Below are 23470 nucleotides of genomic sequence, written 5' to 3'. Positions count from 1 at the left end.
TTTATATGTCTTTTTCTAATAAACAATAAAAGAAACCATCCATGCCTAATCGCCCAGGAAGGTATTGATTACCAGGCGTATCAAAAGTTAAAGTGGCTTCTAAATCTAAAGGCACAGCCTTGGCGCTGGGTTCGTTTTCAATAAAGTTTTGCATCTGTTGGGTGTTTTCGTCAGGCAGTATTGAGCAGGTGGCATACAACATTTGCCCGCCTGGTTTGAGTAAAAGCCAAAGCGCTTTAAGAATACTGGCTTGCGTTTCAACTAAGGCTTCAATGTCCTCGGGTGTTCTGTGCCATTTTATATCTGGATGTCTGCGAATAATACCCGTTGCAGAACAAGGCGCATCTAATAAAATTTTATCAAACAGTTGTTTGTCCCACCAATCATCAGGGCAAGAAGCATCTCCCACCGTGTATTCGGCATCAAGTTCTAAGCGATGTAAATTTTCGGCTAAACGCTCAATACGCTCGGGTTCTTTTTCTAATGCAAATACGCGGGCTTTGTTTTGAGAAAGCTCAAGTAAATGGGTGGTTTTACCGCCTGGTGCGGCGCAAGCATCTAAAATGCGTTCATCCGCTTTGGGCTGTAAAATATTGGCCGCTTGTTGGGCGGCGCCATCTTGCACACTAAAACCACCGTCTTCATAGGTGGGTAGTTTTGTAATATCGGTATTGATTTCTAACACAACGCCTTGCGGTGCAGTTGCGTGAGTTTGCGCCGTAATCTCTTGTTCTTGCAGTTTGGCAATAAACTCATCACGTGTTTGTTGCAGGGTGTTTACTCGCAAAGTCAGCGGGGCAATTTCATTATTAGCCTGCATTATCGATTGCCAATCGTCCGGATAGGCTTTGCGTAAGGCTTTAAATAGCCATTGTGGATGTGAGTATTTGTGTGCGGGCTTTACATCAGCAGCGGCACAAATGGCTTCTTGGTTACGTAAAAAATTACGTAAAACACCATTTATTAACGCTTTTGCCCAAGGTTTTTTAAGTTTTTGTACTATGGCAACGGTTTCAGATACGGCGGCGTGTTCAGGCGTTTCCATATACAGAATTTGATATAAACCTAATAAAATAAGTTGGTTAATATCTTCATCTTTTTCTTTGAGTTTTTTCTTGAGTAATTGGTCACGAATGGCTTCTAAACGCGCTTGCCAACGTAAGGTGCCAATAACTAAGTTTTGGGTAAAACCACGTTCACGGCGATCTTGAAACTGCGCCAAACCTTCTGGCAAGCTTTGGCTTAATGAACGTCCTTTTTGAATAACCGTTAAACAAATTTTAAGGGCAATGAAACGGCTGTTTAATCCGTTATTTGAGCCATTGTTTGAGCCTGGGGTGTTATTCATGAAAATTGGTAACCCTTAAGGTTGCGAGATTGCGCAAAGTCATAGGCGTTCATGGCTTTTTTGCCTGGGGGTTGCAATAATTCAATGCAAATCGGTTGCGTGGCAGTAGCAACCATTAACCCTTGTTTGCTTAAACCAATTACCAGGCCTGGTAAAATGGTTTCAGCCGTTATTGTGTTTTGCTCTTCATCCGTTAATAAGCGGGCTTGCCAAATGCGTAAAGGTTTTTCTTCGTAAGGGGTAAACGCCACTGGCCACGGGTTAAAGGCTTGGATTTTACGCAGAATAACTTGAGCAGGTTGTGACCATTGAATTTGCGCTTCTTCTTTATGCATTTTTTCAGCATAAGTTACCAGCGATTCATCTTGTTTTTCAGGGGTAATGGTTTTGTTTTGTAAGCCGTTTAAGGTTTCTATTAGGGCTTCACAGCCTAAAGTGCTTAAACGGTCATGCAAGGCTTGTGCATTATCGTTAGCGGTAATATCGGTGGTTTTTTTATACAACATATCACCGGTATCAAGCCCGGCATTCATTTGCATAATGGTTACACCTGATTGCGCATCTCCCGCTTCAATAGCTCGTTGTATAGGAGCGGCACCACGCCATCTTGGTAGTAAGCTTGCGTGAATATTTAGGCAACCCATTTTAGGCATGTCTAAAACCACTTGCGGCAAAATTAAACCATAAGCCACCACAATCATAATGTCGGCATTTAAAGCTTTAAGTTCATTTTGCGCATCAATATCACGTAAAGACTGCGGTTGTAAAACCGGAATATTGTGTTCTAAAGCCACCTGCTTTACCGGGCTAGCCGTCAGTTTACGGCCACGACCGGCAGGGCGGTCTGGCTGGGTATAAATCGCAATGACTTCATGTTGTGAATCTATCAGCGTTTGCAAAGGAGCAACCGAAAAATCGGGTGTGCCTGCAAAAATAATGCGCAAAGGTGGTTGGTTTGCATGGGTGCTTTTCATAAATTAGGCTTGCTCTTCTTCCATGAGTTTACGAAACTTTTGTATCGCACGAGTACGTTTTAAACCTGAAAGGTGGTCTATAAATAAAGTGCCGTTTAAATGGTCAATTTCATGCTGAATGCACACCGCTAGTAAATCATTAGCTTCAAATTCAATTTGTTTGCCGTCACGGTTCATACCACGCACCATGATTTCACTAGGCCTGGTAACGGTTCCGTATACGCCAGGCAGTGATAAACAACCTTCTTCCCATTTAATTTCGCCCGCTGAGCGTATAATCTCTGGGTTGATAAGCGCAATCGGTTGATCTTTACTTTCCGAAATATCCACAACAATTAAACGTTCTTGAACTGCAATTTGCGGCGCAGCCAAGCCAATACCAGGGGCATCGTACATGGTGTAGAACATGTCATCAATGAGCTTATCAATCTCATCATTCATTTCGGCAATAGGTTTACAGACTTCGCGAAGTCCTGTCTCTGGATAGAGAACAATATCGAGTTTTTCCATAGTGTCGTATATACTTTCAATAAAATAACTGCGAATTATTATAGCCGATTATGTCAAATATTGCCGATTTACCCACCATGCTTGCCTTTCATGCTTGTTATGTTTCTTTTAATCAACTGCAAGAGATTGAAAGCCACTTTGGAAGTTTAAAAAATGCACTGCAAAGTTCGCCGGGTGATTGGGCGAATCGTGAGCTATTAGCCGATAAACAAATTAAAGATTTATTAAGTGATCAAACTCAGAAACGGGTTGATGAGGCGTTGGCGTGGGCAGAGCAAGATAACCAAGGTTGGCTGCCTTTAAATGCTAAGTCGTTTCCGCCTATGTTAAAAGAGATTAACGATCCACCAATTATGCTGGGGGTGCGCGGGAATGCTGAATTACTAAATGACCCTCAGGTGGCGATTGTGGGTAGTCGTCATGCGTCTAAACAAGGTGTAGAAACTGCTAAAGATTTTGCCCGTTTTTTATCGCAGCAAGGTTTGGGTATTACCAGTGGTTTGGCGTTAGGTATCGATACCGCAGCCCACCAAGGTGGATTATTGGGGATGGGCAAAACGGTAGCGGTAGTGGCTACGGGGCTTGATAGAATTTACCCAGCCTCTAATCAGCAGCTTGGTCACCAGATTGTAGATGAAGGGGTCATGATTTCTGAATTTACTTTGGGAACTAAGCCACTAAATTACAATTTTCCACGACGTAATCGAATTATTAGCGGTTTAAGTGCGGGTACATTGGTTATAGAAGCCGCGTTAAAAAGTGGTTCATTAATTACCGCAAGAACGGCTTTAGAACAAGGCCGTGAAGTATTTGCTGTGCCTGGTTCAATTCATAATCCACAAGCTAAAGGGTGTCATCAACTGATTAAGCAAGGCGCTAAATTAGTAGAATCTGGACAGGATGTGTTAGAAGAGCTGTCAGCTAATTTACAATACAGTTTAGATTTACAATCTAATGATGAATCATCTCAAAACTTTGAAAAAGACCGCCCAAAAAGTCAATCAAACAGCGCATTATTAGAATTAATTGGTTACGAAGCAACAAGCTTGGATGAATTGGTGGTGCTAAGTAAACAGCCAGTTTCTAGTTTGCAAGGTGAGTTAATGCTGTTAGAGTTGTCGGGTGAAATTGAAGCGATGTCAGCAGGGCGTTGGCGAAGAATTAAGTAATAAAATCAAGCTTAAAGATTAACCGTGCAAATGACTTTTGAGCCATTTTCTTTATATTCAATATGATCAAAACTTAATTGATTGGCAATCATAATCCCTCTGCCGTGATGGTCCATTGCTCGGTTCTCAGAGAAGTCTAAATAGTTTGTATAATCAAAACCACTGCCACAGTCTTTAATGGTAAATTGCATTTGGTCTTTTAGGCGTTTAATCGTGACCGTTACATATTTTTTTAAGTTTTCAGGTGATTTTAAACGGCGTTCTACTTCTTTTTGTAAATCTGCACTCATGGTTAAGTTTGATTTTTCAGTATAACCAATCCCTAAGTTTCCATGTTCAATAGCGTTAATGATTAATTCAAATAGGCCAACCGATACACGTTTTTGGTTTGGAGTCATAAAGGCTAAAATAGAAGAAAGAGTTCGTGCATCCTGAACGGTTTTAACGTGAAACACGGCGTTTTGCATAAGCGCCCGAACTTTTTCAAAACTAGATTGACGACTCTCTATGTCAATAAACTGTGTAACGCTATGATTTGCCGTCATTAAAACGGTTTTAAACTTATTGCTGTTATAGGGGTGATTTATTGAAAAATAAACGCCACTTTCTAATGCTTGTTTTACCACGCTGTAATTGCCAGAAGGGTTGATTTGCAAAATCATTGGAATGGTGTCGTGTACCGGTTCAATACAATTATTATAAAAAGATTCAAAATCATCATGCTTCAATAGGCTCTCATCAATAATAAAAGCTTTAAAATTAGGTGTTTCGGGCTTTTTTAATAGTTGCAAAGCAAGGCTTGGTGTGTCGCAAAAGGTTAAGGTACAGTTAAGGTCATTCAATCGTTGTTGAATATCAGGTTGCTGAGACGGTTTAATACCAACAAATAACAAGTTTTTAGATTCTGTTGCAGTATTTACATTGTGTAAATTAGGCATTCAAGTTCCAGTCTGTACGAGTTATAAATGGATTGGCATAATAAAACATTAAGCGAGTCTTTTACGAAGTAAATCGGTTTAATATTTTATATAAGTTATTAGTATATCAATAATTGAGTAAAAAAACGTATCTTATGACGTAAATTTGAATTAATACAGGCAAATCAAGCGAACTTAGATCTAAATTAAAGACAAATCAAAATAAGTGTTTGCAAATCGACATAAAATTATGCATCTTAAAAAAAGAGCAAATTATTATTAAGACTTTTGGTTTGAAAATCAATTTGTAAAAGCAACTTATATAAAGATCTTTATTAACCCTTCAACTTTAGAGCAAACTATATGACGAATTTGGTGATAGTGGAGTCCCCCGCTAAAGCAAAAACAATTGAAAAATATTTAGGTAAAGATTTTACCGTACGTTCGAGTTATGGTCATATTCGGGATATTCAAAAGAAAGGGATGGGTATAGATTTAGAAAATGGCTTTATACCTAATTACGAAATTTCAGCGGATAAAAAGAAAAACGTAGCCGAATTAAGAAAGTTGGCCAAAACCGCGGAGACGGTATGGTTGGCAACGGATGAGGATCGCGAGGGTGAAGCGATTGCTTGGCACCTTGCGGAAGCTTTAAAGCTTGATATAAATACCACGAAACGTATTGTGTTTCATGAGATTACTAAGCCAGCGATTCAAACCGCTATTGCCGAACCACGTACTGTTGACTTAGATTTAGTTGATGCTCAACAGGCACGTCGAATTTTAGACCGTATTGTTGGTTTTGAGCTTTCACCCATTTTATGGAAAAAAATTCGTACTGGTTTATCGGCAGGGCGAGTACAGTCAGTAGCGGTTCGTTTGATTGTAGAACGTGAGCGTGAAGTTGAAGCGTTTGAATCTAATTTTGTTTTTAGAGTTCAAGGTGAATTAAATTTATTAGATGATAATGGTCAAAAAGTCGGTGTGTTAGAAGTTAAAAGAACCGCTACTTTTGCTACTGAAGAAGAGGCAACTGCGTTTTTAGAAACGGTTGCTAAAGCGAATTTATCGGTAATTTCTTTAGAAGAAAAACCGGCAAAACGTACTCCAAAAGCGCCATTTACCACATCTACGTTACAGCAAGAAGCTTCGTCTAAACTAGGTTTTTCGGTTAAACAAACCATGATGGTTGCACAAAGACTTTATGAGTCTGGAAAAATAACCTATATGCGTACCGACTCGGTGAATTTATCAGAGTTGGCGATTGAGCAAGCTAAAAACGTCATTACTGCAGATTATGGCAGTCAGTACAGTCATTCACGACGTTTTAAAACCAAAAATGCTGATGCACAAGAGGCGCATGAAGCGATTCGCCCAACCGATTTTGGTGTTGAAAATGTCACAGGTGAACGCAATGAACAACGACTGTATCAACTGATTTGGCGTAGAGCCATTGCATCACAAATGGCCGATGCTCAATTAAAAAGAACCACCGTTGAAGTCGGTATTGATTTACTGGCCAATGACAAATTTACCGCCAAAGGCGAAGTGGTTATTTTTGATGGTTTTTTAAAAGTTTATGACTTTGATGCCAAAGATGCGGGTGGGTTATTACCGCCTATGACCATTGGTCAAGCGTTAAGTGTGGCTGAACTGGGAGCTAGACAAAGTTTTAGCCGTCCTCCGGCACGTTATAACGAAGCCAGTTTGGTACGTACTTTAGAAGAAATGGGGATTGGTCGTCCATCTACCTATGCACCAACTATCGATACTGTGCAACAGCGTGGTTATGTGGTGAAAGAAGATCGCGAAGGAAAACCAAGGGAATACCGTCAAATTACGCTGAGTGAAGGGGATGTTAAAGCAGAAACCTTAACAGAAATGGCAGGTACGGAAAAAAATAAACTGTTTCCAACTGATATAGCGGGCATTGTAACTAACTTTTTAACTAAGCATTTTGGGGATATTTTAGACTATCAATTTACCGCCAAGGTGGAAGACAAATTTGATGTTATTGCACAGGGTAAAATGCAATGGCAAGAAATGTTAGGTGACTTTTACGGACAGTTTCATCCAAAAGTCATTGCCGCTGAAGATGTTTCACGTGAAGAAGCTGGGCAAGCTCGTTCATTAGGAAATCACCCTCAAAGTGGTAAGCCAATGTTTGTAAAAATTGGTCGTTTTGGCCCTTATGTACAAGAAGGGGATGGTGAAAACGATGAAAAACCAACTTTTGCGAGTTTAATGCCTGGGCAAAAAATGGATCTATTGACCCTAGACGAAGCGCTTGAATTATTTAAGTTACCTCGTGAAGTCGGCGAAATGCCAGAAGCTTACAAAGCCAAAGCGGTTGATGGTAGTGAGTTTGGTGTAGAAAAAGGTCAAATTATTATTGCTAAACAAGGACCATTTGGCCCTTATTTAGAATATGGCCCTAAAATGTATGCGCCAATTAAAGGGTTTGACCCGCTTAGTATTACTTTGGAAGAATCAGTGGCGTTAATTGAAAATAAAATTCAAGCCGATGCCGATAAAATTATAAAAACCTTTCCTGGTACGGATGTAAAAATCTTAAAGGGACGTTGGGGGCCTTATATTACTGACGTAACAACTAAGAAAAATGCCAAAATTGCCAAAGATGAAGATGCTTTAGAGCTCGATTTTGACGAATGTCAAAAACGCTTAGATGAAGCTCCAGAACCTAAGAAACGAGTCAGAGCAGGGGCTAAAAAAGCGCCCGCTAAAAAGGCCGCTGTAAAAAAAGCACCTGCTAAGAAAGCGCCTGCTAAAAAAACGGCAGCAAAAAAAGCACCTGCTAAAAAAACAACCGCTAAAAAACCTGCTGCACGTAAACCTGCTGCCAAAAAGACCGCATCTGAATAAAGGTCTTTGTCTCATAACGTTTAAGGCTTGTTTTAAGTCTTAAACGCATTTATAACGCCTTTCTATTTTGATTTGTAAATTTACCAGGCCTGGTAAATTGAAATTATCCTCGTTAATGTTCTTTAATTTAGTAAAATACCTGGTTTTATAAAATATCTATTCTTTTGAGATTTTAATCATAAGGTTGAGTTAATCTCATTTAAAATCCAGACAACCATTTAAAGAGACATTCGCATGAAGCAGCAAATTGCGCAAATTTTGATCGATGTAGTTCAACAGCTTAAACAACAAGGCGTTATTCCTGAAGACGTATCGCCACGAATCAATGTTGAAAATACGCGTGATAAAGCGCATGGTGACTTTGCCACCAATTTAGCGATGATGCTGACAAAACAAGCCAAAATGCCTCCTAGAGAGCTAGCTCAAAAAATTATTGATTTAGTAGCCGATTGTGACGTTGTGCAAAAAGTTGAGATTGCAGGTCCTGGTTTTATTAACTTTTTTGTTGATGACTCGGCCAAATTTGCTGTGGTTAATACCATATTGGAACAACAAGCAGAATATGGAAAATGCAATGTTGGCCAAGGGCGTTCAGTATTGGTTGAGTTTGTGTCTGCCAACCCAACGGGGCCTTTGCATGTAGGTCATGGACGTGGCGCGGCCTATGGTGCTAGTGTGGCGAACTTACTTGAAGTTGCAGGGTTTACGGTTGCTAAAGAATATTATGTAAATGACGCTGGGCGCCAAATGGATATTTTGGCCACTTCTGTATGGTTACGTTATTTAGAGCAGTGTGGAGAAAAGTTTGATTTTCCCGCCAACGGTTATAAAGGCGATTATATTTACGCTATTTGCGACAGCTTACAAGCGGAATTTGGCAGTACTTTACAAAAACCTGCTTTAGAGATATTTGCGGGTGTTAGTCCGGATGAAGGACAAGAGAATGGCGATAAAGAAAAGCACATTGATGATTTAATTATTAAAGCAAAAAACTTATTGGGTGCTAAGCATTATGAGGTTATTTTTAATGCTGCAATCGATTCTATTTTAGGTGATATTAAAGAAGACCTAGCTGGTTTTAATGTGAATTTTAATGAATGGTTTTCTGAACGTTCGTTAATGGATTCAGGCGTGATTGATGCGGCTATCCAAAAATTACAATCAGCAGATAAAATCTATGAAAAAAATGGTGCTCTTTGGTTTAGATCTACTGATTATGGCGATGAAAAAGATCGCGTTGTCGTTAGAGATAACGGCATTAAAACCTACTTTGCTTCAGATATTGCCTATCACTTTAATAAACTTGAACGTGGGTTTGATATCTTGATTGATATTTGGGGCTCTGATCACCACGGTTATGTGCCACGTGTTAAGGCCGCTATGCAAGCAATGGGCACAGATTCAGAAGCATTAAAAGTTTTATTGGTACAGTTTGCCGTGCTTTACCGTGGGGGCGAGAAAATTTCTATGTCTACACGTAGCGGGCAGTTTGTTACCTTGCGTGAGTTACGTGAAGAAGTGGGTAGCGATGCAGCACGTTTCTTTTATGTACAACGTAAGTCAGAGCAACATATGGATTTTGATTTAGATTTGGCTAAGTCTAAATCTAATGAGAACCCTGTTTATTACATTCAATATGCGCATGCTCGTATTTGTCGTGTTATGGAGCAAGCAATTCAGCAGGGCTATACTTTAGATACGGCTGTTGGCTTAAGTGCCATAGAAAAACTAGATGGCGAACATGAAATTAGTCTTGCAACAGAGTTAGCAAAGTACCCTGAAATTATTGCTCGCGCTGCGGCCGTATATGAACCTCATCAAATTGCTTATTATTTAAAAGATTTAGCGCATGGATTGCACTCCTATTACAACGCGAGTCAGTTTATTGTTGAAGATGATGAAGTTCGTCAAGCACGTTTAACCTTGATCTCAGCCGTACAGCAAGTGTTAAAAAATGGTCTAGCGATTATTGGTGTTTCTGCTCCAGAGAAAATGTAAATGGCTAGAGATTTTCGTCATGGTCATGGACAGCATCGTAAACAAACGTTTCAACGCAAGTCCCAATCAGCTCCTAAAAAGGCTCAAAACTCAGCGTCACCCGTAGCTAAAATATGGGCTGCGGGTTTTTTAGTTTCCATTGTTTTGTTAGCCGGTTTTTTTGTTACGCAGCATTTTGCTTCTCAAGGGGTAAAGTCAGATAGCCCAGCAGACAAAACCATTTTTACAACGGCCACTGAGATAAAAGAAAAAGCGGTTGAATCTGTTAATAAAGTTTCGCAAACATTACAAACAAAACCTGTGGTGGTTGAGGCGGTTAAAGTGCCTGAAACAAGCCAAGACCAAGCACAAAGTGAAAAAGAGCCTAAATATAGCTTTTATGAAGGTTTGGGGCAGATGGAAGTGGTGGTTGATGCAGAACCTATTCCTGTTGTTTTAGAACAGCCCTATTATATTCAGGCAGGTACGTTTGGTTCTGAAGCGATAGCCAAACAAGAGCAAAGACGTTTGGCAAAGCTGGGTCAAAAGGTTGAGATTTCAGTGTTAACCACTAAGGTACGTACTTATTATCGTTTGAGAGTCGGACCATATACCGATCGTTTAATTATGAATAAGCGCCGTAATGAGTTACGTCAACTTGGTGTTGATACGCTTTTATTAAAAGCACCTAAAAACCAAAAATAAGGTTTAAGTTGTTCATTAAACGCGCTTTATTACGTTTGATTTCAAGCAGACTAATATAGTCTTTATGCTTGGCATGTCTTGTTTTTAACCAAGCACGCAACGTTTAACTTTGTTTGTTTTAGAAAGGCCTATCTTTTGTTAGAAGAGGACAACTCTGTTTCTAATACAACACGGTTTCGACCATCTGCTTTAGCTTTGTACAGCGCTTCATCGGCTCGTGCGATAAAATCTTCTTCAGTTTCTGAAGGCCCTTTGTAGCATGCAATACCAAATGATGAGGTAATTGTGCTAATAGGTTTGTCTTCATTTTTACGTTTAAGGTGGGCGGATTCAATGCCTTTACGAATTTTTTCTGCCTTTTCTGCGGCTTCTTCTAAAGATGAATTGGCTAATAAAATTGCAAATTCTTCCCCACCATAACGGCAAATAGTTTCGCTATCGGTTTTTTCTTTTTTCATGATACTGGCGTAATATCTTAATACGCTATCACCCACTAAATGACCGTAGGTATCATTGAATTTTTTAAAATGGTCAATATCACTAATAATAAGACATAAGCTTTCTGGCGCATCTTCAGAGTCGATAATTAATTCACGGAGTGCATTATTGAAGGCTTTACGATTACCTACTTCTGTAAGCTCATCTTGCATAGCTTCAGCTCGAGCTTCAATAAGTTGTAGTCTTAGCTTTTTGACTTCATCAGAGTTTTGAGTCATTTCTTCTTGAAAGGCTATGCTACTTTGATGCATATCCGTTGCCGCATTTAAAACCGTATTGGTAATGGCTTTGACTTGTTCCGCGTCTAGGTTTGGATCGGATAGTTTAGAGCTACAAACATCTAATTCTTGAGTATGGGTTTCTAACTTTTTACTCCAAAGGTTCATTTTTTTGACCATAAGGTCAATTAAACGTCTAAATGCTCGGTCAAATTCAGAACCTTTTTCGTCATCTTCGCATAAAAATTCGTCGTATAAACGTCTGCCAACACGGTCGTTGTAGCCAAACGGATCATTAAGTATGTCATCCATTTCTTGACGAAATTTAGGCTTGTCACCTTTGTAATACTCATACCAAACATAGTAGTTTAGAGGGGTTGGGTTGATCGATTGTTCTTCAAAAACATCAATTAAATTATCAAAAATTCTTTTCGCTTTATCAGGTGCGTCTTTTATATCTAATAACACAGGCCTTCATCCCTTTTGAATATGCGTATTTATTCAGTGATTCTATCATGAAAATTGACGAATAAAAGCCCTTTACCTGATAGAAGATTTACTTAGTTAATATAAATTATCTCTGTTTAAATATGGCGAAAATGTCGATAAACCGTTATAGTTTGGCATTAAACCAACGAATTTGAGGTAAGTCTTATGTTAAACCCTTCTCAACTAGAATCTATGGCAAAAAAAATAGCAGATATTATTCCCGAAGGATTTGGTGAAATGCCTTCTAATATGCAAACTCAGGTTAAGTCTGTATTATCGAGTGCTTTTGATAAAATGGATTTAGTGACGCGTGAAGAATTTGATGTTCAAACGGGTGTTTTAATGAAAACGCGAGCTAAATTAGAACAACTTGAAAAGCAAGTGGCTGAACTTGAACAGCATCTAAATGCTAAATAGAGCTTAATACAATGTTGGTTGCTAGCCTTGTTACACGTGCTGTGTTGGGGATGGATTCTCCACGGGTTGTTGTAGAGGTGCATGCAAGTAATGGATTGCCTTCGCTTTCTATTGTAGGCTTGCCAGAAGCCTCGGTTAAAGAGAGTAAAGATAGGGTAAGAAGTGCATTAATTAGTTCGGGATTTAAATTACCTCCCAAACGTATTACCGTTAATTTAGCCCCAGCTGATTTACCAAAGTCTGGTGGTCGTTATGACTTGCCAATAGCCATAGGTATTTTGCTTGCTACTGATCAAATTCAGGTTGCAGATATTTCACAATTTGAATTCTTTGGCGAACTTGCTTTAACAGGCGAGTTAAGAGGTATAAAGGGCGGAATATCAAGTTTACTTGCGGCAAACTCAGATCATAAAAAAATTATTTTACCTGCTGCTAATCTCAATGAAGCCCGTCTACTTATACAAACCTATCCTGATCTGAAAGAAAATCTGTATTTAGTGAATGATTTACGCGAAGCTTGCCAAGTTTTATTGGGCGAACCGCTTGGTTGTTTATCTGAAGATGAGTATTCATTCACCTCTGAAAAGGGCGCATATTATGTGCAAGATTTGGCGGATGTAAGAGGCCAGGCGGGAGCAAAACGGGCGTTGGAAATTGCCGCAAGTGGTCACCACTCTATGATGATGGTGGGGCCACCAGGTTCAGGTAAAAGTATGTTAGCCTCCCGTTTAATTACTATTTTGCCTGAATTAACAGCAAATGAGGCGATTGATGTTGCCAATATTCGTTCTATCGCTGGCCAACAGATTGCCGAAGATTCTTTTTATTCACGCCCATTTATTCATCCGCATCACACCGCTTCAGCCGCAGCAATGGTCGGAGGTGGTTCATCACCTAAGCCTGGCGCTTTGTCTTTAGCGCATAATGGTGTTTTGTTTTTAGATGAATTACCCGAGTTCAATCGCGCCGTTTTAGAGGCGTTAAGAGAGCCTTTAGAAACTAAATCGGTTAATATCTCGCGTGTCAATCAACATGTTACTTACCCAGCAAATAGTTTATTAATAGCGGCTATGAATCCCTCTCCTAGTGGTTATTTTGCTGACGATGTTTTAGGTCGTTGCACTGATACTCCAGATCAAATATTGCGTTATCAAAAAAAGATTTCTGGCCCTTTAATGGATAGGATTGATGTTCATATTGAGGTTCCAGCGGTTGATATTGTAGATTTGCAGAAACAAACTAATGCCAATAACGAAGAATCAAGTCACGCTGTGAGGCAGAGAGTATCGGCGGTTAGAGAGGCACAAATTCAACGTCAAGGTTGTTTTAACGCGGAGTTAACACCTAATCAATTAATCGAATTTGCTCGTCTTAATGAACCAGAACAGGCTTTTATAGAAAAAGCGGCTGAAAGTTTAGGTTTATCAGCGCGTGGCTATCATCGAGTATTACGTTTAGCTAGAACCATTGCAGATATGCAAAATACGTCAACTATTCAGCTTGAACATTTAGCAGAAGCTTTAAGTTATAGAACAAATTCAAAGGCCTTTATGTAATGCAAAAAGAAAACCTTAATTTTATAAAGATGTTTAGTTAATGGACTCAATTTATATTACGGCATTCGTGGTCGGTATATTAGGCGGTGTACATTGTTTAGGCATGTGCGGTGGTGTAGTGGGTGGCTTAACCTTTAGTTTAGAAAGCCGAATACAAACTAACTGGTGGAAAATGATGAGCTATCAGTTAGTCTACAATATTGGTCGAATTACCAGTTATATGATATTGGGCGCGGTATTTGGTGCGCTGGGTGCAGGTATTGGTTCTTTGGCAACCTTTTTACCTGCTCAACAGTTTCTACAAGTGATTGCTGGCTTGTTTATGATCGCTTTAGGGTTGTATTTAGGCGGTTGGTGGTTTGGTGTGGTTAAAATTGAAAAGCTTGGGCAGGCTTTATGGGCAAAAATATCGCCCTATGCAAAAAATATGACGCCAGTAAAACATTATTACCAGGCCTGGTTGTATGGTCTGGTTTGGGGTTGGTTACCTTGCGGTTTAGTGTACAGTATGTTGATTATGACCTTAACGGCGGGCAGTGCTATAAGTGGTGCGGCAATGATGCTGGCTTTTGGTTTAGGCACTTTACCTAATTTGATGTTAATGGGAGTATTTGCTTTTTATTTCACCCGATTATCAAGAATGGTTTGGGTAAAAAGAACAGCTGGTCTTGGTGTGATTTTAATGGGTATTTGGCAAATATATTTAGCCTACAGTGTGTCTGTTTGATTTGGTCATTAAATAACAAGAGTTTGTATTTTGATAGTAATGTTATTTTAAAGAACCAAACGATTAAGCTTTTTATCTCTAGACTTATTTTAGAGGTTGTTAATGGATTTACCAGGCCTGGTAAAAGTTTAAACGGTATACAAATTAAGCTGATTAGTCTGGACGGTGTCTATAAAGATTTATTTAAACACTCGCAAATAGAGTGTTTTCGTATTAAGAAAGTACTTAATTAGTCACCGGTAGTCACCGGAGTTATGTTTAAGGAATTACATAATAAAAAAGGCGTTTAATAACGCCTTTTAAAGAGATTAATTTAAGATTTTAGCTTGTTGCTAAAACAAGTCTGTTATTACTCGTTTGAGTAATCCTCTTCTACTTGAGCGTAGTCTACCTTAACATTTAAGGCGTCAATCAACGTCCCCATTCCATTTAAGATACGAAACTCTGCAATAGTGTAATCCGCTTCACTGTTGACTAGAGTACGTAAAGCACTGTTGTATTCATCTTCTGTGTTAAGTAAATCTAACAAAGAACGACGACCTAAACTAAATTGTTTACGGTAGCCTTCTAATGTTTCGTAAGTAAGTTTAATGTGTTTTTTAACATAGACTAACTGCTGGCCAACGTATTTTTTAGCATCCCAAGCATAGCGAAGGTTTTCAATGGTTTGACGGCGAGTGTTATTGCGAATCTCTGCAGCCTGTTGTACACCAGCTGCTGTACGTTTGCGGTTTGCTACGTCTTTACCACCGTTGTACAAGTTATAACGCAAACGCAACATCGCTTGTAAATCTTCATTTACACCTTCAATACCATCAATATCATCATCATGTGTTTTCAGTAGCTCAATATCTAAGGTTGGATAATAAGCACTTTTGGCGCTTCTATGTTGAGCCTGAGCTTCAGCAATGTCTGCATTTGCAGAACGCAAAGTTGGGTGGTTTAACAACGCAATGTCAGTTGCTTCAGCTAAGGTTTTAGGGAATTTAAATTTTAAATCAGGTTTAATTAAGTCATTATCTGGCATGCGCCCAAGCACACGTTGAAAAGCGGTTAAGGCATCATTGTAGTTGTTGCGAGCTGCAAGTTGGTTTGAAATGGCTAATGCAAGACGTGCTTTGGCTTGGTCCACTTCTACTTGGTTACCAATACCTGCTTCACTACGTTGTGTTATTTGATCTAAGATACGTTCATGCGTCTTTCTATTGTCAGATTCAAGGCGCAGTAATTCTTGCTCTTTAAGTAGGTTGACATAGGCTTGTGCCATTTTTAAAGCTACTTCACTTGCTGTTGCTTCTGCCGTATAAGCTGCGGCGTCCATTTTAGCTTGGTTACGTTCAATCTCACTCTCAGTTTTAAAACCTTCAAATAGGTTTTCCTTGATACGAATTGACGCCTCTTTACGCGTTAAATCTGTGGTTGTTCCTCTGTTATCTGTATAGGTTTCTTCATGACCAACGCCAGCGGCGACATCTACAGTTGGTAGCCAACTTCCTTCAGCGCCATCCAGTTCAGCAGCGGCGCCTTGATGAATTTTAATTTTTTCTCTAAATTCAGGGTTATGGATGATAGCATCTTCAATAGTTGGCACAAGCTCCATAGCATAACTAGAAGTCACAAAACAGGCCTGCAAAATTGCTGCAGATACTACAGAAGTGAGAAGTTTAGATTTAAAGTTTGAGTTTTTCATGGTTTAGCCTAAAAAGATAATTTAATTAATTTGTATTAGCAAGCGCTAATGTATTGTTATTATTACGAATTCTTTATTTTTAATACTAGTGCAAGTCGGTCAGTAACGTCAAGTTTTTCAAACACATTATGTAAGTGTGCCTTTACGGTTCTTTCAGTAATGTCTAGCTCAGAGGCTATGGTTTTGTTTGTTTTGCTTTCTAAAACCTTAGCGACCGTTTCTTGCTCTCGTTCTGTTAAGTTTTCTTTCCAAGTTTCTTGAGCCTGTTGTTTTACATCTAATGAACTGATCATTGCAGTCATGATACTTTGGCCAAGCCAAATACTACCTGCATTGATTGTGGCTAAAACTTGTTCTATGCGCTCTACAGTGGCAAAAGTGTTTACATAACCTTTTACACCATTTTGAAAGAGTTTAAGTCCTTCTCCATCGTTTGGGCTGTTAGTAAAGGCAATCACATCAAACTCTTTTGCTAACGCAATAATTTGGTCGATAGTTGAACTTTCTGAAATCTGAATTAAAAGTAAGTGTGATTTAGGATCGAATCTATTGGGTAATTCGATTAAATCATATAAAATTTTTGATTCAGTTCCACATGCCTTTAACCAATTTTTAAGTGCGTTTGGATCTTGTACAAATATTAAAGGGCATTTCATTTGTTTATTTTTGAACTCTTAAATAAGTGTTTATATTAACTACATCCCGCAAAGTGCGTATTTTATATAAATACCATTAGAATGTAAAGGTTTTTTATGATTCTCTTAGAGCAAGATCTTTTGCTTTAATAATCGGTTTTAATATGTAATCTAAAACAGAGTGTTTACCAACAATAATATCTACACTGGCGGTCATACCAGGTAATAGATAGAGTGGTTTTGCAGAAGACCCTAAGTGATTCTTGTCTGTTTTAATTCGTGCAATATAAAAACTATTTCCTTCTTTATCAGTAATGGTATCGGCAGATATTCGTTCCACTGTACCTTCTAGGCCACCATAAATAGAAAAATCATAAGCGGTAAATTTTACTTTTGCTTTAAGGCCACGATAAACAAAGCCAATGTCTGATGGAAGAATTTTGGTTTCTAACACTAATGAATCGTCTTCAGGAACAATTTCTACAATATCGCTACCAGGTTGCACAACCCCACCAATGGTATTTACAAACAGTTGTTTAATCGTACCATTAACTGGCGATTTAATGTCTGTACGGTCAACACGATCTTTTAAACCTTCTTTTGATTTAATAAGTTGCTCTTTTTCGGCAAGCACCTTGTTCATTTCTTCGTGTGCGTCATTTTCAAACTTTTCATTTGAATCTATACGTTTTGAACGAGCTTCTGAAATAGCAGACTGTAACCTTGGTATTGAGAATTCAACCCCTTTTAATTTAGTTAAAGCATCATTTTCTTCTCGTTGTAATTTAAGCAAATCTACTTCAGAGGCAACCCCTTGTGCAACAAGCGGTTTCATAAGGCTTAATTCTTTTCTGAGTAGAGCTAAAGAACGGCTAAGCTGTGTTTTTTGGCTGTATGCATCTTTAAGGTCGAGCTTTTTTTGTTCTATTTGTTGAACGAGAATATCATCCCCTGTATGAAGCTGTTTTTGTCTAGCTTGATAAAGGTAGTATTCTCGGTCGTAAAGTTTTTGTATGTCAGGATTGGTTGACGGCGTTTTGCTTACAATAAAAGGTTTATTAAAAGCTTCAGCTGCTAAACGCTGAGATTTTGCAGTGAGATCTGCAATTTTAAGTTCACTTTCGCCATACGAACTTGCAAATTGAGTATTATCAAGCTTTAGAAGTATTTGCCCTTTTTTGACAATATCACCAGGGTGAATATAGAGCTTATCAACAATACCGCCTTCTAAGTTTTGTATGATTTGTATTTGTGATGAAGGAACAACTTTACCTTCACCTCTCACAATTTTATCTAACTCGGCGTAATTAGCCCAAACAATAAGCCAGATAATAACAAGTAAAATAACCCAAACAATCATTTGAGATTTAACGGTTGGTTTTTCAAGGGCCGCTTGACTTAGGCTCGACATGTAAATAATGTCTTGCTCGGCAATTTTTTCTTTATGAGATTTTTGTATCACTTCTGGCTGAACGTCTTCAGACGGCACAATATTTTGCTCGTCTGTTGTATTTTCAGGTTGTAAAGGCTTAGTTTCTTTTGTCATGGCTTATGTAGTCTTATTGATTTTACCGCTTTTTAGGGCTTCTAAAACAGTCTGTTTAGGCCCGTTAGCGATGAGCTTGCCGTTTTCAATAACCATCAAGCGATCTGTTAATTGCAATAAGCTCATTTTGTGAGTTACTACTAAAGTGGTGCTTTTGAGTGTTCCTTGTTGTAAACGATTAATCATCATCTGCTCAGTTCTAGCATCCATCGCATTAGTTGGTTCATCAAATAGGTAAATTGGTGCTTCAATTAATAATGCTCTAGCAACACCAATGCTTTGACGTTGTCCGCCTGATAATGAGCTACCACCTTCATTTACTTTTAGGCTATAGCCAGAAGGATGGAGTTTAATAAAATCATCTACACCAGCTAGCTGTGCTGCTTTTAAAATGGTGGAATCTTCTACATAAGGTGCTCGGTAAGAAATGTTGTCTCTTACATCTCCACTAAACAGGGTTATGTCTTGCGGAACATAATTTATATTGCGACGAAGTTCTGCTGGATCGAGCTGTGTAATATCGATGCCATCAATTAAGATAGAACCTTCGTCAACATCATAAAAACCTAAAATAAGCTTTTCTATGGTGGATTTACCAGAGCCGATTCGACCTATAATGCCGATTTTTTCTTTTGGTTCTATCACAAAACTAATATTATCTAATGCTGCTTTGGTTTCACCTGGGTAGGTAAATGAAACATTAATAAATTCAATGCGACCTTCAAAAACAGGGTGCTGTATAAAACGTTTGTGTAGTAGACGCTCAACTTCTTTGGCCATAATTTCATTTAATGAGTTTAACGCTGTTTTGGTCTGCTGGTAACTGGTAATTAAATTGGCAAACTGCCCCATAGGCCCAATAGCGCGTTGACTGAGCATAACGGTAGCAATTAAACCACCCATGGTTAAGTCGCCTTCCTGAATAATATAAACACCCGCAAGCACAATGACAACGGTGCTCATTTGTTGCATAAAACTGGTTACTCTACCTAAAGAACTTTGCAACATTTTTGATTTTAAACTGGCTTTAGCAATTTCTCCCACCGCTTGTTCCCAACGCCATTGTGCACGAGCTTCTACACCTAGTGATTTAATGGTATCCATTGCGGTAAGGGTTTCTATTAAGACGGCATTTTTTTGGCTGCTTGCTTCGTAGGTTGCTTCAATAGCACGTTGTATAGGGCCTTTCATTAAGAAGCTATAAAGCAAAATTAATAAAATAATTGCAATTGGAATTAATACAATCGCACCAGCAATGTAAAAAATAACGATTAAAAAGATGAATAAAAAGGGTAAATCAACAATGGTGGCGATGGTGCCAGAGGTGAAAAAGCTGCGAATACTATCAAATTCTTTTAGTTGATTGGCAAAGACACCAATTGAACCACCACGGTTTTCCATGGTTAATCCGAGAGTTTGCTCAAAGAGTTTGGCAGACATAATAACGTCGCTTTTTTTACCTGAAATCTCTAAAAAGTATGAGCGCAGGTACTTTAAGATAATATCAAACATGTATACAACGCTTACGCCTATGGCAAGCACCCATAATGATTCTACAGCGTTGTTAGGTACAATTCTGTCGTAGACATTCATTACAAAGAGAGGGTTGGCTAAAACAAATATATTGATAACAATAGATGCAATAAGTACATCTCTATAGATGGATTTAGATGCCCAAACGGTTCCCCAAAACCAATGGCCTTCTTGAAAACCCATTAAGTTTTCTGTTTTATGCTGGTGGTTAGATTTGCCTGTTAAGTAGATGGCATACCCTAAATAATCTTCATTGAGTGTTTCGATAGAAACTTGTTTTGAACCTTCTGGAGCATCGGGCAAAATAATCGTAGCGATATTTTCATCAATATTTATGCTTTCTAAAATACAAGCTTGATGATTTTTTAGTGTCAAGATACAGGGCAAAACTAGGTTGGATATGTCTTCAAGTTTGCGCTCTACAAACGTGGCTTCTATATTGGCTCTTTCAGCCGCTCGGTTGAAGATTTCAGGGGTAATATTTGCTGCGTCGAGAGGTAAACCTGCGATTAGAGAATCTTTAGAATAGGGGTGTCTATTTAGTTTTGTATAAATGACTAAACAGTCAAGCAATGGACTTTTTAATTCAGAATCGACAGCATCAAGCCTTGAATTATCTTCAATATCTTGAGGTGATGATGCGTGTTCTGCCTGCTCTCTCATAGCTAGCGAGTTCCTACTTCATTAATTAGTTAAGTTTAATTTAGACTGTCCTAAGCTGATTATATGCCTGGTCACGAAAAAAGGTGATAAAAATAACGACTTGGAATCTTAGCATAATTTGTACAAGTATATATGGTTATACTTATCAATAGATATAAAAAAATATATGGTAATTTTTTCCTTTTTTTTATAAGGCGTTTTTCTTTTAAAAAGAGCCTAAAAACTGTCTTAAAACGTTATTTGTGCCAATGTTTAAGTCCGTTCTTTTTAACTATGCTGGCTTTTAAGTCAGCGCTGTCGGTGCTCCAAAATAATAACCTTGTGAGTATTTAACGCCAAGGTCTGTAAACGCTTTAAGCTGAGCTTCATTTTCTACGGCCATTGCTATAACATCAATATCTAAGCTGTCGGCTAATTCACATAAACTAGATACATAGTTTCGAGTTTGTTCATCTGATTCAATGGCTTTACTAAAAGCAGAATCAAGCTTGACATAGTCTGGACGTAAATCTTTTAAATAACGCATATTGGCAAGGCGTGTCCCAAAATGATCAATACCTATATTTACACCAAACTGTCTAAGTTCGGAAATAAGTGGCCACGTAAGCCCTTTTTTGTCATTGATTAAACGTTCTGGCAGTTCAAAGGCTAACCTATGGGCAAATTTAGCGTGATTGGCTAATATTTGAATAAGGTTTTTATGGAATCCTTCATCTTCAATCACGGCTTTAGATAAGTTAATGGCGAGTACATTGGATTCTAAGTGAGTTTTTAAATATTGAATTACTAAATTAATAACCAGTTGGTCAATTTCCGTGCTTTTATTTAGCTGTTCAACCGCAGACATAAAGTAGCCTGCTGAACGAATGGTGCCATCCGTATCTTTTAGGCGTATAAAGAGTTCTTGATCATGAACGCTATGATCAACGTCATAAGCACTTTGTTGAAAAATAAGAAATCGTTTATCGGTAATAGCCTGGGTAATGGTTTCTTCCCATGAGTGCTCATGGTTTTGCTCGTTTTGTTTTGTGTTGTAGTAGTAAACGCTATTTTTACCCTGTTTTTCAGCCTGTTCAATGGCAAAGTCTAAATGACCAAGAATAGGGCCGCGACTTTGGCCTGGCTGGTAATCTGTATAAGCGACCGAAATTGAAGTGGCAGCATCTGTCGCTTGTATCTCCTTAAGCACTGAAGAGAATGAATTGGCAATGAGATTACTTGGTTTTTCAAGTTGTTTTGCTACCAGGCCTGGTAAAACGGCAACGAGTTCTGTTCCATTTAAGCGAGCAAAAAGGCTTTGTTCACAAGATAGATTGCTTCGCATATTATCAGCCAGCGTTTTCATTAATTGGTCACCCACCATGTAACCAAATTGATCATTAAGTTCTTTTAATTCATTTACACGAATTAAACAGATCATTCCTTCAGGTAGTTCTTCGTTTGGATCAAGTAGGGTGTCGACAATCATCTCAAAATGACGACGATTGCTGAGTTCGGTAACGCTGTCTTGGTAGGCCATTTTTTGAAGTTTCTCGGCCGTATTTGCATCACGTTCAAAAACCGTTTGCAGTTTATTTACCATAGCGTTCATGGCAGATACAACGTTTCTAAATTCAATAGTTGATGGCAGATGCTCTTGAATTAAATATTCTTTTTTAACAATGGCTTCAGCTTGTTTTTCCATGTATTTTAGCGGTTTTAACATGATTTTAAGGGTATAAATAACAATTAAAATAATGATTAAAGCGGCAATGGCAAACCAAATAGACAGGTTAATAACGCTTTTCCAAAGTTCTTGGTAGGCATAGCCAGCATGACTTTGCACACTGAGGGTACCAATGGGTATCCAACCAGATTGTACTAAGGCTTGAGCATCAGGAGCTTTTAGTTTTATGGTGTTTATAAACCAATCCGGCACATCGTCCATACTTTGGGTGTTTTCACGGTTGTAAAGTATGTGTTTATCCATATCTGTCAGTGAGATATGATCATAATAACCACGGTCAAATACCGCGTTAATCATGGTTTCCATGCTTGATATGTCTTCAGGGTCTTCTAAGCTACTGAGCGATAAGCCTAAAGAGGTTGCTGTATCTTGAGCGTGTGATTGCAGTTGATTTTGCAGAAAAGTTTTTGTGTTGTTTAAATTTAAGGCAAAGGTTCCCAATAACAATATTATCAGCATGGATGCGATAAAAAGAATCATCTGTTTGTTTAAACTCATACCTAAGTCCTTTAAATTCAACGCTTGAGTGTTGTGCTATATTTTAGCTTAATTTTTGGGTTTATCGCTTATCATTGTTGTTGTAAGCGTTGTAATAAATTATTCCAGTTTTTTAGTTTAGAAGTACCGCCTGAAACGGATCTTCCTTTACCTCGTTCACGAGCAAGCCAAAGGCCGTCACCGTTAAAACTGTATATCGGTACTAAATCGGTTCGTCTACTGGCTTTTAAGATACGTTTATTGAGATTGTCTAAAACCAATGGAACCGATTTTGGTGTTTTAAAATAAGTCAAAACCATGTGTGCTTGGTTTAAACGTATTGCTTTAACGTAAGTAATATAGAGTTTGCGTTCAGGTACGCCTAATGCTTTTAACGTGAAGTATTTTGCTATGGAGTAGTCTTCACAATCACCGGCATCAGTTGCTAACATTTCTAGAGGGGTGGCCCAATAATCTTTTTTATGCCAGTGAACAATGTCGTCAACGTAGTGAACTCGGTTAAAAAAATCATTGACGATTTCAAGTTTGTCTTCTTCGGATTCATTTTGATTTTCATCAACAAGCTCTTGCCATTGAACAAGACGATCGGCAGCTCTAGAGCCGTATTTGGCTTTAGTCTGGTCTATTTCTTGTTGGGTCACAACTCGGGGTGCTTCTCCAGCCGTTACCCAAACAGTAACCATGGCACTTAATAGCACAGTGAGGGTAAGAAGTTTTGAGAGAGAAAGAGTCATAAAATTAAGTGTAGTCACTGCAAAAAATAAAGGCAACCAAATGGTTGCCTTTATTTT

The 23470-nt window shown here is 38.5% G+C and carries 18 protein-coding genes; 7 read left to right on the top strand and 11 right to left on the bottom strand.

The annotated features are described in order from the left end of the window. Nucleotide 1 precedes the first annotated feature (1 nt). The 3 genes from rsmB to def are packed head-to-tail and all read right to left on the bottom strand — an operon-like array spanning nucleotide 2 to nucleotide 2832. Nucleotides 2–1348 (bottom strand): 16S rRNA (cytosine(967)-C(5))-methyltransferase RsmB, encoded by a 1347-nt coding sequence (rsmB, locus tag ACYQ0E_RS12405; protein WP_460188538.1) that lies wholly within the window; start codon nucleotides 1346–1348, stop codon nucleotides 2–4. Beyond that, the gene (gene fmt / locus ACYQ0E_RS12400) at nucleotides 1345–2322 is read right to left on the bottom strand and encodes a methionyl-tRNA formyltransferase (RefSeq protein WP_460188537.1); all 978 of its coding nucleotides are present in this window, start codon (nucleotides 2320–2322) and stop codon (nucleotides 1345–1347) included. The genes rsmB and fmt overlap by 4 nt, the downstream gene beginning before the upstream one ends. 3 nt (nucleotides 2323–2325) lie before the next feature. Continuing rightward, nucleotides 2326–2832, bottom strand: coding sequence for a peptide deformylase (gene def, locus ACYQ0E_RS12395; protein WP_460188536.1), 507 nt, complete (start codon nucleotides 2830–2832; stop codon nucleotides 2326–2328). A 50-nt stretch (nucleotides 2833–2882) separates the two neighbouring features. On the opposite strand from def, the gene dprA reads away from it, so the two are divergent. Next, a complete protein-coding gene (gene dprA / locus ACYQ0E_RS12390; protein ID WP_460188535.1) occupies nucleotides 2883–4001 on the top strand; it encodes a DNA-processing protein DprA in 1119 nt (372 codons plus the stop codon). 11 nt (nucleotides 4002–4012) lie between these two features. Here the strand turns inward: dprA and ACYQ0E_RS12385 are convergent, their stop codons facing one another. Then, on the bottom strand, nucleotides 4013–4939 hold the full coding sequence (locus ACYQ0E_RS12385; protein WP_460188534.1) for an ATP-binding protein: 927 nt from the start codon (nucleotides 4937–4939) through the stop codon (nucleotides 4013–4015). A 342-nt stretch (nucleotides 4940–5281) separates the two neighbouring features. Between ACYQ0E_RS12385 and topA the strand changes: the two genes are divergently transcribed. From topA to ACYQ0E_RS12370, 3 genes are all read left to right on the top strand, one after another. Then, nucleotides 5282–7801: a type I DNA topoisomerase gene (gene topA / locus ACYQ0E_RS12380; RefSeq protein WP_460188533.1), complete on the top strand. Its 2520-nt coding sequence runs from the start codon at nucleotides 5282–5284 to the stop codon at nucleotides 7799–7801. Between the two features lie 234 nt (nucleotides 7802–8035). Then, the gene (argS, locus tag ACYQ0E_RS12375; protein ID WP_460188532.1) at nucleotides 8036–9799 is read left to right on the top strand and encodes an arginine--tRNA ligase; all 1764 of its coding nucleotides are present in this window, start codon (nucleotides 8036–8038) and stop codon (nucleotides 9797–9799) included. Beyond that, entirely contained in the window at nucleotides 9800–10483 is a 684-nt protein-coding gene (locus ACYQ0E_RS12370) for an SPOR domain-containing protein (protein ID WP_460188531.1), read from the top strand. 128 nt (nucleotides 10484–10611) lie between these two features. Here ACYQ0E_RS12370 and ACYQ0E_RS12365 read toward each other — a convergent pair whose 3' ends face one another. After that, complete coding sequence (locus tag ACYQ0E_RS12365) at nucleotides 10612–11667, bottom strand: GGDEF domain-containing protein (RefSeq protein ID WP_460188530.1); 1056 nt, start codon at nucleotides 11665–11667, stop codon at nucleotides 10612–10614. Between the two features lie 186 nt (nucleotides 11668–11853). Here ACYQ0E_RS12365 and ACYQ0E_RS12360 point away from each other — a divergent pair, with 186 nt between their 5' ends. The 3 genes from ACYQ0E_RS12360 to ACYQ0E_RS12350 are packed head-to-tail and all read left to right on the top strand — an operon-like array spanning nucleotide 11854 to nucleotide 14388. Then, nucleotides 11854–12105: an accessory factor UbiK family protein gene (locus tag ACYQ0E_RS12360; RefSeq protein ID WP_460188529.1), complete on the top strand. Its 252-nt coding sequence runs from the start codon at nucleotides 11854–11856 to the stop codon at nucleotides 12103–12105. 11 nt (nucleotides 12106–12116) lie between these two features. Continuing rightward, complete coding sequence (locus ACYQ0E_RS12355; RefSeq protein WP_460188528.1) at nucleotides 12117–13661, top strand: YifB family Mg chelatase-like AAA ATPase; 1545 nt, start codon at nucleotides 12117–12119, stop codon at nucleotides 13659–13661. A 40-nt stretch (nucleotides 13662–13701) separates the two neighbouring features. After that, complete coding sequence (locus tag ACYQ0E_RS12350) at nucleotides 13702–14388, top strand: sulfite exporter TauE/SafE family protein (RefSeq protein ID WP_460188527.1); 687 nt, start codon at nucleotides 13702–13704, stop codon at nucleotides 14386–14388. A gap of 349 nt (nucleotides 14389–14737) precedes the next feature. Here ACYQ0E_RS12350 and ACYQ0E_RS12345 read toward each other — a convergent pair whose 3' ends face one another. From ACYQ0E_RS12345 to ACYQ0E_RS12320, 6 genes are all read right to left on the bottom strand, one after another. Further along, nucleotides 14738–16078 carry a TolC family outer membrane protein gene (locus ACYQ0E_RS12345; RefSeq protein WP_460188526.1) on the bottom strand — a complete coding sequence of 447 codons (1341 nt, stop codon included), beginning with the start codon at nucleotides 16076–16078 and terminating at the stop codon, nucleotides 14738–14740. Between the two features lie 62 nt (nucleotides 16079–16140). Continuing rightward, entirely contained in the window at nucleotides 16141–16734 is a 594-nt protein-coding gene (locus tag ACYQ0E_RS12340) for a response regulator transcription factor (protein WP_460188525.1), read from the bottom strand. Between the two features lie 94 nt (nucleotides 16735–16828). Beyond that, a complete protein-coding gene (locus tag ACYQ0E_RS12335; protein WP_460188524.1) occupies nucleotides 16829–18259 on the bottom strand; it encodes an HlyD family type I secretion periplasmic adaptor subunit in 1431 nt (476 codons plus the stop codon). A gap of 3 nt (nucleotides 18260–18262) precedes the next feature. Next, on the bottom strand, nucleotides 18263–20455 hold the full coding sequence (locus tag ACYQ0E_RS12330; RefSeq protein ID WP_460188523.1) for a type I secretion system permease/ATPase: 2193 nt from the start codon (nucleotides 20453–20455) through the stop codon (nucleotides 18263–18265). A gap of 283 nt (nucleotides 20456–20738) precedes the next feature. Continuing rightward, nucleotides 20739–22679 (bottom strand): bifunctional diguanylate cyclase/phosphodiesterase, encoded by a 1941-nt coding sequence (locus ACYQ0E_RS12325; RefSeq protein ID WP_460188522.1) that lies wholly within the window; start codon nucleotides 22677–22679, stop codon nucleotides 20739–20741. A 71-nt stretch (nucleotides 22680–22750) separates the two neighbouring features. Then, a complete protein-coding gene (locus ACYQ0E_RS12320) occupies nucleotides 22751–23413 on the bottom strand; it encodes a transglutaminase-like cysteine peptidase (protein ID WP_460188521.1) in 663 nt (220 codons plus the stop codon). Nucleotides 23414–23470 lie beyond the last annotated feature (57 nt).

This window comes from Thiomicrorhabdus hydrogeniphila (genome assembly GCF_054656895.1).
The sequence above is the reverse complement of the archived record's forward strand: the minus strand, read 5'-3'. Positions and strand labels throughout refer to the sequence as shown.